The organism is Lysobacter changpingensis (assembly GCF_017308985.1).
GTDB lineage: Bacteria > Pseudomonadota > Gammaproteobacteria > Xanthomonadales > Xanthomonadaceae > Lysobacter_J > Lysobacter_J changpingensis.
Genome location: NZ_JADWPE010000003.1, coordinates 230309 through 245283 on the forward strand (window position 1 = coordinate 230309; position 14975 = coordinate 245283).

General features: G+C 67.6%; 5 protein-coding genes. 1 reads left to right on the forward strand and 4 read right to left on the reverse strand.

The window, feature by feature from the left end; translation table 11 throughout:
* Nucleotides 1-103 precede the first annotated feature (103 nt).
* Nucleotides 104-1672 (forward strand): BCCT family transporter, encoded by a 1569-nt coding sequence (locus I4U41_RS07900; protein WP_206860609.1) that lies wholly within the window; start codon nucleotides 104-106, stop codon nucleotides 1670-1672.
* Nucleotides 1673-1687: 15 nt separating this feature from the next.
* Here the strand turns inward: I4U41_RS07900 and I4U41_RS07905 are convergent, their stop codons facing one another.
* From I4U41_RS07905 to I4U41_RS07920, 4 genes are all read right to left on the reverse strand, one after another.
* Nucleotides 1688-2386, reverse strand: coding sequence for a hypothetical protein (locus I4U41_RS07905; protein WP_206860610.1), 699 nt, complete (start codon nucleotides 2384-2386; stop codon nucleotides 1688-1690).
* Nucleotides 2387-2414: 28 nt separating this feature from the next.
* Nucleotides 2415-2921, reverse strand: a complete 507-nt coding sequence (locus I4U41_RS07910; RefSeq protein ID WP_206860611.1) for a hypothetical protein — start codon at nucleotides 2919-2921, stop codon at nucleotides 2415-2417.
* 400 nt (nucleotides 2922-3321) lie between these two features.
* Nucleotides 3322-3831 (reverse strand): hypothetical protein, encoded by a 510-nt coding sequence (locus I4U41_RS07915; protein WP_206860612.1) that lies wholly within the window; start codon nucleotides 3829-3831, stop codon nucleotides 3322-3324.
* Between the two features lie 3 nt (nucleotides 3832-3834).
* Complete coding sequence (locus I4U41_RS07920) at nucleotides 3835-14967, reverse strand: hemagglutinin repeat-containing protein (protein WP_206860613.1); 11133 nt, start codon at nucleotides 14965-14967, stop codon at nucleotides 3835-3837.
* Nucleotides 14968-14975 lie beyond the last annotated feature (8 nt).

Sequence of the window (14975 nt, forward strand, 5' to 3'; positions counted from 1 at the left end):
GGTCCACGCCGCTTCCGCCGGCTGCCAGCTCGAACATCGCGCTTGACGCGCCCGTCGTCGCCGGCTGACTACACTTTCGCCGGGACCGCTGCCGGAGTCTTCCATGGTCTTCCGACTTTCCATCGGCATCCTTGCCGTGCTCGTGCTGATCGGCGTGCTGATGCCCGAAGCGTTCGGCCAGTGGAGCCAGCGCGTGCAGGCCGCGACGCTCGGCGGTGCCGGCTGGTTGTACCTGGTCATCGTGTTCTGCGTGCTGGCCTTCCTCGGCTACCTCGCCTTCAGCCGCATCGGCCAGCTGCGCATCGGCGGAAGCGATGCCGAGCCGCAGTTCTCGCGCGGCTCGTGGTTCGCGATGTTGTTCTCGGCGGGCATGGGCATCGGCCTGGTGTTCTGGGGCGCCGCCGAACCGCTCTCGCACTACGTGCAGCCTCCGGAAGGACTGAGCCCCGCAAGTCCCGCCGCCGCGCGCGCATCGCTGCGCTACGCGTTCTTCCACTGGGGACTGCATCCGTGGGCGATCTACGCGCTCATGGGCCTGGCGATGGCGTGGGCGCAGTACAACCGCGGATCGCGCGGGCAGATCAGCGATCTGCTCGAACCGCTCATCGGGCGCCACGTGCACGGCACGATCGGCCACCTGGTGGACGTGCTCGCCGTGGTGGCGACCGCGGTCGGCGTCGCGACCACGCTGGGCCTCGGCGCCGCGCAGATCAGCGCGGGCCTTGAACAGGTCGCGCATGTTCCCGCGACATTCGCCACGCAGGTGGTGGTGATCGCCGTCGCCTTCGTGCTCTACATGGCCTCCAGCCTTTCCGGGCTGGATCGCGGCATCAAGTGGTTGTCGAACTTCAACATCGTCGCGGCGGCGATCCTGCTGGTGCTGGTGATCGCGCTCGGACCCACCGCCTTCATCTTCGAGACCTTCACCACCACGCTCGGCGGTTACCTCAACCAGCTTCCGGCGATGAGCCTGCGCATGACGCCGTTCTCGCAGACCTCGTGGGTCGGCGAATGGACGATCTTCTACTGGGCCTGGTGGATCGCGTGGGCACCGTTCGTGGGCGCGTTCTTCGCGCGCATTTCCTACGGCCGCACGGTGCGCGAGTTCGTCTTCGGGGTGGTGTTCGGCCCCGCGCTGGTGAGCTTCATCTGGTTCTCCGCGTTCGGCGGAACGGCGCTGTTCCAGCAGATGTTCGGCGGAATCGACCTGCTGCCCGCACTCGCGGAAGGCTACGAGCACGTGCTGTTCGCGATGACCACGCACCTTCCGCTGGCGAGCCTGCTGGCGTGGTGCGCGATCGTGCTGCTGCTCACCTTCTTCGTCACCTCCGCCGACTCGGCGACGCTGGTGCTCGCCAGCATGTCGAGCGACAGCCCCGAGGATCCGCCGATATCGCGCCGCATGGTGTGGGGCGTGATGCAGGCGGCGATCGCGATCGCGCTGCTCGCCGCGGGCGGACTCAACGCGTTGCAGGCGGTCGTCATCGTCGCGGCGTTGCCGTTCGCCATCCTGTTGGCCGCCGTGCTGGTCGCGTTGCAGCGGGTGCTGTCGCAGGATCTGGCGACGCTGGAACGCGAGGAACGCGAACTTCACCGGGCCGAACTGCGCTGGCTTCGGAAGGAGCGCGATGATGCAGTGCGAAGCCCGCCGGCCGGGGGCGAAAGCGACTGATCTTCCATGCCGCGACTACCGCGTGCGACGCAATTCCTTGCGCGTGATGTATGCGAGCACCCCGCCCGCGATGCCCAGGATCACCGCGTAGAACGGCCAGAAGTAGAAGTACCAGAGCCAGTCGATCGGGCCGCCGGTGCCGCGCTTGAACGTCAGCGGCGGCTCGACGACGACCGTGACGCGCTCGCCTTGGATGGCGTCGCCGACTTCCAGGACCGTGATGTCCAACGTCGACCGGCCCGCCGGAATCGATCTGGAAGGAAGCCGCGGCGGCCAACGGAAGCGTGTTGGATCGCCGTCGTCCAGGAATGGGGTCAGGCTTCGGTGTATCCGGTCCCTGCTCCAACCGCCGGCCGGAAGCGCCTCGTATACTTGCGGGCGCGTGCGATCGGCAACGCGGAGTTTGACCGCTTCGCCGGGATTGGCGAAGTACAGCGTTCCCTCTCTCTGCGAAGGCCTCCACTCGCCCAGCTCGGGCCGCCTCCGCGCGAATCCCGTCGATGGACTCGCTTGCGCCGGGACGTCGAACTCCATCGACAATCGCGGCGAGTCGGGCACGAACCGGAACACGGGAATCGAGACCTGCGCGCCCGGCTTGAGATCGATCCGCGCACGAACGGTGCGCGATGCGATGTGCAATGCAGTCGTGCCCAGGATCAGCAACGTGCAGAGGATGGCCAAGACCGACCAGGCCCACTTCAGCGGGGATGACATCCTCGAAGCTCCCATCCATGCAACCCGATTACGACGACGGAGGAGTCACGGGCACCGGACATCCCTGAGCCGCCCGACTCTCGACCTTGGCCCGCCGAAGCCCATCCGGCTCCTGCACCAGCTCATACACCTGCACGGCACAATCGCCCGCGACCCAATGGCTGACCACCTCGTAGTTCCGTCCGACCTGCGGAACGAAACTGCCTGCGGCGTAGCAACTCGCCGAATTGCGCGTGCCGGGCGCGCCAGTGCCCGGGGTGCCGGGCATGGACGATTCGCGATAGAACGAGAACGCCGCCGAAATCGGCTGGCCGGCGCTGGCGGCGATCTCCACGTAATGTTTTGGCGCCTCGGCGCCCTTCGGCATGCCCAGATCGCGCTTGCGCTGGCCGCCCATCTGCGGCCCGGCTGGATATCCGCTGCCCGGCACCAGATGACTCACGCACGTACTGTCGGGATACACCTTGACGTTGCGCGAGCCGATCAGGCGGATATGTGCGCGCTCGCCGTCATGCGGTTCCGCATACGAGGACAACTCGCTCTTGATGGTGTCGCCTATGAACGAACACCCCGTTACGCCAGCGCATATCAGGACGGTTACGCCTAGCAATCTTGAACTCACTACTTCACCTCGTTTCTTGAAGATCTTCTCCGGCTTGCCTGAGCGCCTAACGGCACGCGAACAGCCACAGCCCTACATGGCTCTCACCCGGGGAAACGCATCGTCATGTCGTCGGCATCCCGCGTGCGCTTCGCCTACCCGGGCTACGCTGGCTTGCGCGCAAGAGCAACGGCTCGATCAATCATCGCTTTATCGATGTAAGGAACGAAGCCGAAATCGATCACCACGCTCGAATGCCTTCCGGTAGCCCTCCAGCCTCCAGAGCTCTTGATCATCTGATGTAGCCGTTTTCATCATTCCAAGTATCAACACCTCAGAAGCGTAACGGAATCAGCGCCTCGTTCGTCCATGGCACGCCGTTGGCCTCGAACAGTTCGCATATCTCCTCGTTGAAGCCGGCGACATTCCGCTCATCTTCCAGGTCGAGTGCCCGCGGAAAATAGCGACTCACCAGTGCTTCGCCGGCTTCCGTGCAATAAAGCTCGGGCCCCAACCAAATCATCATGTCATCCATGCGTTTATTGTGAGCTGCCTCGTCAAGGCGACGCCCTCCAAACTGATCAACTTGCGCCAGCCTCTCGGCAAACCCCTCGATATCATCCACCCCGTAAGCTTGCCTCCAACCCTCGGGATCGATATCGATCAGCCCACACTTTAGGCACCGGTAGATCATGTCTACGGCCAATTGCTGTTCGCTTGGCGTGCGCGCCGGGTAGGCGGCGTCGTTGACTCCCCCAGGGAAGAAATCCGGGGAAGCACTATTTCCTCTCAGCGTATGCAAATTGAACAACAGCCACCGACTGACACTAGCAGGCATCTTCATCGATCAGCCCCCTGGCCCTGTTTCGCCTATCAATGGAAATTTAAGTTCCAATCTGCTCTTTCCCGCATTCAGCTGATTCACATTCGGGCTATTGATGTCCACAGTGGCTGTTGTTCCTTTGGTCCTTGAACTTGCCTGCCCCGCAGGACGATACGTAATGATTGTGCCGTCTGGCGCTTCGGCAACCCATGCTCCTGGTTTGTTAGGAATCGGCCTAGCCTTTTGAGGCATCTTTCCTCCGAAGAACCCCAACGCAAACTCCTCTGCTACTGCATTCGGATTACCAGTTGCAGGCATCTCCCGGGGAGTTCCCGGACCACCAATCGGCTTACCTGGCAAGCGACCTGCATTCAGGTCATTGATGACCTCCTGCGCAGTGCGTCCAGCCAGTCCGTCGCCGCGAACGCTATCCGGCAGCAAGTGATCCGGCGTTTCGACACGTCCCGCACCGTTGGTCGTCGGCTTGCCTACCGCCGCATCTCCGCCTCCACCCGCTGACCGGATCGCCCCCGGCACCTTGGCAAGCTCCGACAATGCACTACCGGCAGCGATGCCCACCCACGTCAACCGCTGCGCCGTCGCCCAGTCGACGGCCTCAACAAAACCGGCCTCATCCCAGCGGCCTTCATCCTTCAGCAGCAGCTGATAGTTGTTCTTCAACGCCAGTTCGTCGTAAGGCCCCACCTGGTCGCTGCTGCCGCTGTTGAGCACTGAGCCCACATATCCAAGAACACCCTGGCCCAAAGCCACGACATCACTGCCAAGGCCGGCTTGCGCGTCCGCCGTGGCATAGCCTTGCTGCTGCCCCTGATGATAAAGGGCCTGATTCTTTGCCGAGGGGCCTGCGTCGGCCGCCTTGTTGTTATCCAGGAACGTGCGAACCGCGGGGTCGAAGCGGTTGTTGTACAAGGCGTTGAGGTTGATGGTCTCGTCCTTGTACTCCGTGGCCGTGCTCTGGAAATAGGCGTGCTGATTGCCGTTCGAGTCGGTATAGGTGCGACCCTTGGATTCCTTGTCCAGGAAGGCTTCGGTCATCGCGTCCTTGCCATTGACCGCCGCCCGGTGGGCGTCTTCGCCGGCTGCGCCGTAACGATCCAGTCGGATGCGGGCCTCGCTCTCGGTCAGCGACACACCGTTGGCCGCCATGTACTCGATGTAATCGGCGACGACCTTGTCATCCTGGAGGAACTTCGCCTCATCGGGGTGAAGCTGACGGTTGTACACCTCGCCAGCCAGTGCGGTGCTGGCACCACTTGTGCCGCCGACCGCTCCACCGATCGTGAAGCTCACAAGATCCTGGACCAGCTTGTTCTCATCGGCCGTCAGAGGACGCGCCAACTCAGCCGCCGCCGCACCCAATGCGCCATCGAGCGAAATTCCGCCCCCAAGCCCCGCTGACATTGCCCCCGCCACTGCATGCGCGATGGTCTTGCCAGTGCCACCGTCCTTCCACAGGTCGTACTTGGCTTGATTGGCCGCCATGGTGCCGTTGGCGTCAGTCAGCATCTGCTGAGCGACGGCTTTGTCGGACGGTGATGCCTTGGGGTCCTTAAGGATGGATTCGGCAGCTTCCTTCTGCACCTTTGCACGGTCGTAGTCGCGGGTCATGGAGCGGGCGATATCACCCACTGCGGTGAACCCGACCTGGGCGGCCACCTGGCCCATCTCCATCTGCTCGGCGACCGTCTGCGCATCAAAGACCTCCTTCAGACCGTCCTGCTGCAACTCGGTCGCGCCGCGCGCGATGCCGGTGCCACTGCCGTCCTTCACAATCAGCGTGCCGTCGGCGATACCGGCCTTCGTCGTGCTGCTGGCCTTGTCGCCGGTGTTGGCGTATCCGCCGCTGCCACTTCCACCGTCGCTGCCGCCGCTGACGCTCACACTCACACTGGTGGCCTTGTACTCGGCCTCGTTCTTCAGATCCGTATAGCCCAGCGACCCGGTGCTGAAGTGATTCTTGCTCGGGTCTGCAGTGCTCGCGATCGCGCCTGCGTCCAACTGCGTATGGCCCTTGACGTCGATCTGGAACCCACCTGCTCCGGCCTGGATGCCCGACTGCTCACGCACACTGGTGTAGTTGCTGTCGATCTTGCTCTGTGCGTAGTTGACGCTGACCGATCCGCCGCCAATGCCGACGGCCGCGTCGACACCGGCGCTCTGGTCCTTGCGCTTGTAGTCGTCGATGTCCTGCTGGCTGCGGATCGTGAGGTCGCCGCCGACCTGGCCGACGACGCGCTCGCCGATGATCTGCGCGCCTTCCAGCGTGGTGTCGTTGCCGCTGACGAAAGTGACGCTCTGGTTGCCCTGGATCACCGTTTCGATGTGGCTGGTGCTCGCACCATCACCCTTGCCGCGTGCCGCGCTGGCGCTGACGTACACGCCGATGCCGGCTTCCGTACCGATCGTTACGCCGATCTCGCCGCTCGATGCCTCGCTGCGTTCGCGCTGCTCGGTGGACTCCTGCGCGCTTTGCAGCACGATGCCGCGCTTGGCCGCCAGCGCGACGTCCTCGCCTTCGATGCGACTGCCGCTGACAGTTAGATCGCCCTCGCGCGCGACGATGGCGACTTCGCCATTGCTGCGGATCGTGCTGCCCTGCACGGTGGTTTCGCTGGTGGCGATGTCGCTCTTGCTGGAGCTGGCACCGATGCCGATGCGCAGGCTCATGCCACCGGCTCCGGTGACGTTGCCATCGGCGTCCATCTGCGGATTGAAGTTCTGCAGGTCCATGGCCTTGTCGATGCCGTCGCCACCCGCATTGGAGAACAAGGCCTGTCCGGCCTTCGCCGCATACAGACCCTTGAGCCGGTCGTCCTCGACCTCATCCGCACGCTTGGCGCTGTCATAGACCGTCATCGCGGCGTCCACCACGCCGCCCTTCAGGCTGACATTCAACCCGCCCTGTTTCGCGTACTGTCCCTGGTTGACTTCCAGCGTGTTCTCGACGTGTTCGATGGTCACGTTGGCGCCGGTGATCAGCGTGCCAGCGCCCGACAGCACGTCCGAGCCGCGAATCGCGACATCCTTGCCGGCGACGATATCGACGCGCCCTTCGCTGCTGCCGATCAGGCTTCCGGTGTGCGTCGTCTCCTTGAGGTCCAGCGTGTTGCCGGTCTTCTGGCTGCCGATGGTGAAGCCGATGCCGCCGTTGCCGAAGGCCCCGGACTTCTTCTTGTCGGTCGTGTTCGATTCGGTGTGCGTGTTGACGACGGTTTCGATGACGATGTCGTCGCCTGCGACGAGGCTCACGCCCTGGTCGCCCGCCACGACCGCGCCGCGCAGCGTGAGGTCGCTGCCGGCCGACAGGTCCACGCGCTCGCCGGAGAGCGTGGTGCCGATCGCCGTCGTGTCCGTCACCTCGTTGTGCGTGCGCGTGGTGGTCTTCGACAACGTGTTGCGCTTCTTGCTGATGCTGTCGGTGACGGTGTGGTCGGTTTCGTACGCCGATTCCAGCGTGAGGTCGCGTCCCGCCGCCAGCGCGATCCCGCCCTCCTCGCTGCGCACCGTCGCCGCTTCCAGCGTGATGTCGCGGTCGGCCACCATCGCGATGTCGCCGCCGGCTTCGAAGGTGCTGCCGGTGACGGTTTCGTTGCTGAACGTGGTCGTCGTCCACGTGCGCTTCTTGCCCTGGCGGCTGTACGTGTCGTACGTGCCCGACACCGTGTCGGTGACCGCTTCGCTGACGACATCGCGGCCGGCGGTGACGGCGATGCTGCCGCCGGCGCCGACCTCGGAGGCGATGAACTTCGCGTCGCGGCCCGCATCGACGACGGCGTGGCCGCCTGCGTTCACCGAGCTGCGATCGATCACCACGTCGTTGCCGGCGGTGATCGACGTGCTGCCGCCGCTCGCGATCGCCGCCACCGGGCCGCGCACCGCACCCGCGGCGTCGGCCGCCTTCTGCACGAAGTCGCGGCCGGCGGCCACGATCGCGTTGCCGTCGCTCGAGAGCGTGCCCTGGTTGACCACGTCGCGCGCGGCCGAGACCTGCAGGCCGCCTTCGCCGGCGGCGATCGTGCCGCCGCGCCATGCCAGGCCGCCGTTGACCTGCGCGTTGACGACGTCACCGCCGGCATCGACGACGATCGTGCGGCCTTCCATCGAGCCGCGGTTGATCGTGTCCCCGCGCGTGGCGATGTCGAGCACGTCGCCGCCACGGATCGCGCCGTCGTTGATCAGCGTATCGGCGCTGAGCCAGGTGCCCATGTCGGCGGAGAACGTGCCGCTGTTGTCGATCCTCCCACCCGCTTCGACGTCGACGGAACCACCGGCGATGAGCGCGCCGTCCGCGCGCAGGCGCTCGGCGGTGGCCTTCGACAGGTAGACCACCGGCACCAGCACCTTCTGGCCGTCGACGATCTGCTCGACCAGCCAGACGATGTCCTGGTCCAGCGCGGCGATCTGCGTGCTGGTCAGCGGGACGCCCAGCGCGAGGCCGAGCCGTTCCGCCTGCGCCGCCGCGCCGTCCATGAGCGAGCGGTACTGGGTGAACGCGTCGTCCAGTCCGTTCAACGAACGGCGGCCCGTCAACGCCATGATCTGGTCGAGCACCAGGCGCTGCTCGTAGTAGCCGTCGCCCACGCGCTTGTCGATGACGTCCGGATCGGTGCGCAGCGCGTCGAGCAGGTAGTCCGAACTCGTCCACTCGCCCTTCGATGCGAAGCGCGGCGCCGTGGTCACCAGGAAACGCGCGTTCGGATCGGCGCTGACGTCGAACATGCCGTTGTCGGAAGGCACCAGCCCGGGCAGCGGCTGGTTCGCGTCGCCGACGGTCTGCGGCGCGGCGTTGGCCGGGTTGTCGGCGCTTCCGATCTGGTCCTGCAGCGCGAGCTGCGTCGCGCGCGTGGCCTGCACCTGGCGGCTGTTCGCACCGCCGGTGGCCGACGCGCCCGAGGCGTTGCGGCCGTTGGCGCCCGTGAGCCCGACGCTGCCCGGCCCCGTGATCGACCCCGCGTTCAGGCCGCCCAGTCCCGCACCGGCGCCGACCACCGCATTGGTGAGGTCGCCGCCGGTTTCGATGACCAGCGCGTTGCCGGCGGTGATGGTCGCGCGGCCCTCCGCCGGCGTGACGGTCTGGGTGATCGTGCCGTAGCTGTACGAGCCGTAATCGAAATTGGGTTCGTAGTAGCACTGGCCGGTCGGGCTGGTGCAGCGCTGGTACTGCACCTCGTATTCGCCCGTCACCTGGTAGACCTGCTCGCCGGACAGGCTGATGTTGCTCACGCCGCCCGCGCCTTCGCCGCTGGCGCCCGACTGCGAGGCGCCGTTGATCCACAGGTTCCAACCCGCCGCGATGGAGGAATGGCGGTTCAGGATCGAACCGGCTTCCAGCGTCATGTCGCCGCCGGAAGCGATCTGCGCCGCCGCGGTGACGGTGTCGGTGTTCACGAACAGCCCGGTCGTCGGCGTCATCCGTTCGACGTAGGAGTCGATCTGGAACACGAAGCAGCCGCCGGTGCAGTGGTCGGCGAGCAGTTGCTGGCGCGTCTGGCCGTAGGTGATCGCGTCCGTGCCGGCGTTCGTCAGCGTCATCGCGGCCTGCTGTTCGGGCGAGAGCGTGCCCTGCACGAACTGGAGCACGCGACGCTCGTTGCGGATCGCGTTCGCGGCGATGTACACGTCGCCTTCGGCCTGGATGCGGCCGGAGATGTTGTCCACCTGGCCCACGCGCGTGCCGTCGCCGCCACGGCCGGTGATCGACAGGTCGCCCGCGCTGAAGATCTCGCCGTCGAGGTTGCGCAGCGACTGGCCGATGCGCAGGTCCAGGTCCACCGCCGCGCCGATGAAGCCTTCGCCGTAATCGCGTGCGGCCTGCTGCGTGCCCAGGTCGCGTCCGTTCACGAGCGTGTCGGCCTGGATGCCGACCACGTCGCCGACGATGTCGCCGGTGTTGACCACGCTGCCGGCGATCAGCGACAGCGTGTCGCCTTCCAGGCTCGCACCCGTGCGGTTGTCGATGACGCCGCCCACCGTGATGCGGTTGATGCCGGTGCCGTCGGCGTTGCTGGCGTTGATGGTGCCCTGGTTGACCAGGTGGCCGGCGGTGATCGCCAGTTCGCCCGGCGTCTGCAGCGTGCCCAGGTTGGTTAAGGTGCCGGCGACGCTCAGGTCGAGCAGGCGGTCGCTTTCCAGCCGCAGCCCGTTGCCGTAGGTGAAATCGCCGGTGAAATCGATGTCCAGCCATTGCGCGCCGTACACGCGGCCGGTGCCGGTGAGGCTGCCGAGCTGCAGATGCAGCGCGTTGGCCGCGATCTCGCCGCCGCTGGTGTCCAGCGTCGGCATGCTCAGCCAGAGCGAGCCGGCCTGGATGCGCCCGCCGCCGGCGTTGTCGATGGACGCGAGGTTCAGCCGGGCGGTATCGCCGGCGCCGAACTGCCCGGCCGCGTTGAACAGCGTGGCGGCGCCGTTCTGGAAGCGCGCCTCGCGGGTGGCGAAGACGGTGCCGTTGCGGTTGTCGAGCGTCGTCGCGTTCACCGTGAGGTCGCGACGGCTCGCCAGCGTGCCGCCCGCGCTGTTGTCGATGGTGGCGACGTTCAGGACGGCGTCGCCGTCGCGCGTGCCCACCGTGCCGCCCCGGTTGTCGAGGGCGGACGCAGAGACGGTCAGCGCTACGGCATCGCTGGCGCTGGCGAGGATCTGCCCGCGCACGTTGTCCACGCGCGTGGCGTTCACGGTCGCACGGCCGGTGGCGTCGATGACGCCATCAGTGTTGTCGAGCCGCCCGCCCGCGCCGATCGTCAGGTCCGTGTTGCTGCGCACGACGCCCGCCACGTTGCGAAGATCGGCATCGGACTGCACCTGCAGGCCGTTGCGGGCGAACAGCGCGCCGGCGCTGTTGTCGATCGAGCCGCCGGTCACGCGTGCGCTGCCTTCCGCGCCGATCAGGCCGCCGGCGGTGTTCGCCAGCGATTGCGCGACGTCGAGCGTGAGCATTCCGCTTTCGCCGCGCTGCACGAGTTCGCCGTCGGTGTTGACCAGCGCGTCGACGAGCACGTCGACGTTGCCCACGCCATCGATGCGGCCGGACGCGTTGGTCAGCGTGCCGCCGCCGATCGACAGCGCGTCGTGCGCCACGATCTGGCCGCGCGTGTTGTCGAGCTGCTGCGCCTGCAGGATGACCCGATCGCCGAACAGGCCGCGCTGCGCGGATGCGTCGGTGTTCGCCGGATCCAGCGTGTCGCGGTTGAGCAGGCTGCCCGCGCGCACGCCCAGATCGCCGCCGGCCACGACGGTGCCCAGCGTGTTGTCGAACGCGCCGGCAACCTCCACGTCGATGCCCTGCTGCGTCTGCACCAGGCCGGCGCGATTGCTCAGCGACGCGGCCTGGAGTTCGATCGCGCCATTGGCGGCGATGGTGCCGTCGTCGTTGACCAGTTGCCCGTCGGCGGTGATCTTCAACGGCGCGCTGCCGGCGGCCTGGAACGTTCCGCCGGTGTTGATCAGATCGAGCGCGTGGACCGTCGCGTCGCCCGCCGCGGCCAGCACGCCGCGCGTGTTGTCGAGCGTTCCGGCGACGCTCCAGATGCTCGATCCGGTCCCCGCCGCGCGCACGGTCCCGTCGATGTTGTTCAGCGCACCCGCGGTCAGGTCGATGACGCCGTTGGTGGCGATGACGCCGCCGCGATTGTCGAGCGTGTCGCGCACGTCCAGTGCGAGCGCGTCGGTGCCGGCAGCACTGAGCTGGCCGCCCGCGGTGACGAGCGAACCGGCGTCGATGTCGATGCGGTTCGCCGTCGTGCTGCCGTCGCGCAGGTTCAAGGTTTCGCCGGTGAGCTGCAGCGTGCCGTTGCTGGCGATCGTGCCGCCCGCGCCTTCCAGTGTCGCGGCGTCGATCGCCATCGACTGCACGGCGCTCAACAGACCGTTCGCGTTGTCGAGGCGCTGTGAGGTCAGCGCGAGCGTGGTGTTCGCGGCGATCTGTCCGCCGGTGTTGTCGACGTGACGCGCCTGGACGCCGAGCGTCCCGGCGAGGATGCCCCTGGGCGCCGCATCGGGATCGGCGACGCGCGTGTCGCGGTTGACCAGCTCGTCGGCGGCGATCGCGAGCGCCGCATCGGTGGCGATCAGGCCGCGCGTGTTGTCGAGGCTGCCCGACACGTCCAGTCGGCTCTCGCCATCGCCGGACGCGCTGAGCGTGCCGTCCGTGTTGACCAGGTCCGCGGCGTCGAGTTGCAACGCGCCATTGGTGAGGATCGCGCCGGCGGTGTTGTCGAGCATGCCGTCCGCATGCAGCGTCATCGTGCCCGCATCCAGCGCGCTGAGCGTGCCACCGGCGGTGATGAGATCGCCGGTGTCGATGGTCACCGAGCGGCCGAACGTGGTGGCGTCGCGCAATTGCGTGCGCTCGCCGGTGATGGTCAGCGCGCCGTTGCTCGCGATGCGCCCGCCCTCGCCTTCCAGCGCATCGGCGTCGATCGACAGTGCGCCGCTGCCCGCATGCTCGATCGCGCCGCCGGAGTTGTCGAGCGTCTGCGCGGCCAGCGTGAGGTCGCCGTTCGCCATCAGCACGCCCTGCGCGGCGTTGTCGAGGCGGCCGGTGGCATCGATGGTCAACGCCTGCTGCGACTGCACGATGCCGCCGCGATTGAGCAGATCGCCGACGCCAAGCACGGCGTTGCCGGCGGTCGCGAGCGTGCCGCCGGCATTGTCGAACGCGCCGCTCACGACGACGTTGGACGTCGCGGTCCCCGCCGCGCTCAGCGTGCCGCCGCGATTGTCCAGCGTCGCGGCGGAGAGTTGAAGCGCGCCGTTGGTGGCGATGTTGCCCGCGGTGTTGTCCAGCGCGTCGCGAACGTTCAGCGACAGCGCCTCGCTTCCGGTGGAGATCAGGTCGCCGCCGGCGGTGACCAGCGTGCCGGCATCGAGGGCGATCGCCTGCGCCTGCGTCGCGCCGTCGCGCAGATCGATCGCCTCGCCCGACAGCCGCAGCGCGCCATTACCGGCAATGGTGCCGCCCGCACCGTTCAGGGTTTGCGCCTGCACCGTCAGCGTGCCGTCGCCCGCGTGCTGCACGGTGCCGCCGGCATTGCCGAAGGTGCCGGCCGACAGCGTCAGATCGCCGTTGCCGGCGATGCTGCCGCCGCCGTTGTCGAGGACGCCGGAGACGCGCAACGCACTGGCGTCGTTGCCGCTGGCGAGCAGCGTGCCGCCGCGATTGTCGAAGTCGGCGGCATCCAGTGCGATGCGCGTGGCGGCGAGCGTGGCATCGCGATGATCGGCCTCGCCCACGGCCAGCGTGGCCGTGCCGGCGGTGACGATCGCGCCGCCGGCGCCGCGCAGCGTGTCGGCGGCGAGGCGGAGTCCGCCGGTTCCGGCGTGTTCGATGCGGCCGTCCTCGTTGACCACGACGCCGCCTTCGATGTCCAGCCGCGCGCCGTTGCTGGCGAGCGTGCCGCCCGAGTTGTCGAACGTGCCGTCCACGCGCAGCGATGCATCGCCGTGCCCGCTGTGGCTGATCAGGCCCACGCGGTTGGAGAGCTGCGCCGCGCCGAGATCGAAATCGCCCGCCACCTCGAAGCGTCCGCCATCGTTGACGATGCGATCGGCGTGCACGTTCGCGGCGCCCGACACGCTCAGTTCGCCACCGGCGTTGGTGAGTTCGCCCTGCGCGATCGTGAGTTGCCGCAGGCCGAGATGTCCGCCGTCGTTGTGCAGGGCCGACGCGATGTCCACGCTCACGTTGCCGCCGGCGTTGATCCGGCCGCCGTCGTTGTCGAGCGTCCCGGCGATGTTCAGCGCGCCGTCGGGCAACGGCGTGAGATCGGGAAGACCGCCGCCGCTTCCGGCATCGCCGCCGCTTCCGCCGGTCGAACCGCCACCGGTGCCACCCGTGCCGCCCGAACCGGTACCGCTTCCGCCACCGCTGCTGCCGCCCTCGCCGCCGCTTTCGGCAATGCCGATGCGACCGCCCACGCGGTTGGTGATCGTGCCCGCCTTCAGCGCGAGCGCCTGCAGGCCGGTCTGTTCGATCGAACCGTCGCGGTTGCGCAACGATTGCGCGTCCACGGCGACGCGACGTGCATTCAGCGTGCCGCCGCTGTTATCGAGGTCCGCACCGGTGCGCAGGATCAGCTCGCGCGCCGCGCTGAGCGTGCCGGCGTTGGCGACGCCGCCGGTGGTGTCGATGCGCGCATCCGACTTCGCCTGGATCGCACCGGTGTTCTCCAGGCGGCCATCGACGTTGACCACCAGCTCGCCCGCCTGCGCGCCGATCTCGCCCGCGTTGCGCACGCCGACGCCGTCCTGCGTGCCCAGCAGCACGATCTTGTTGGCGTACATGCCGCCGAGGTGGCTCACGTCCAGCGCGAACGACGGCGCCGTGGTCGCGCCGGCGTCGCGCGTGATCGCGGTCTGGTCGGCGCTGACCGTGTTGACGCCCAGCGTCGCCTGCAGCTGCCTGGCCCAGATGCCTGCGTTGACCTCGATCGAACGCGCGATGAGATCGGTGTAGTCGGTCTGCGTCGCATCGAGGCCGGCGCCGTCCACGCGGATCGCGCCGCCCTGTACGCGATAGCCTTCGAGCGCGCCGCCGTTGACGATCGGCGTGCCGGTGGTCAGCGTCGCGCGGCTGGCGTTGAGGAAGCCGCCGCCGTTGACCCGGATGCCGGCGGGGTTGGCGATCACCACCTGCGCGCGATCGCCGGCCACTTCGACGTAGCCGTTGAGATGGCTGGGATTGGCGCTGTTGACCTCGTTGAGGATCACCCGCGCAGTGCCGCCGACCAGCCACGGATTGCCCTGCACCGGACCGCCCAGCTGCGTCTGCGCGCCGGCGCGCGAGTTGTTGAGGACGACGCCCTGCGCGCCCACGTCGAACTGCCGGTACGTGTTGCGCGAAACGCCCGCCGCGCTGGGCGTGGTGATGTTGACCAGCGGCGCGCCGCTGGGCGCGGTGATCACGGTCGGACGCTGGTTGCCCGGCGCGTTGGGATCGGCCACCACCTGCGCGAAGGCGTCGTGCGCCAGCGTCACGTAGCCCAGCGCCATCCACAGCGCGAAGCTCACCGGACGCAGGACGGCCGTCGTCGTCCCCGCCTGCGCGGGGCCGTTCGCGCCGGGCCGGCGGACGATCTCCGCGACGGCCTGCAGCACGCCGAGCGCGCGGTTGAAGACGATGCGGTACAGATGCTTGTTCATGCGACAGC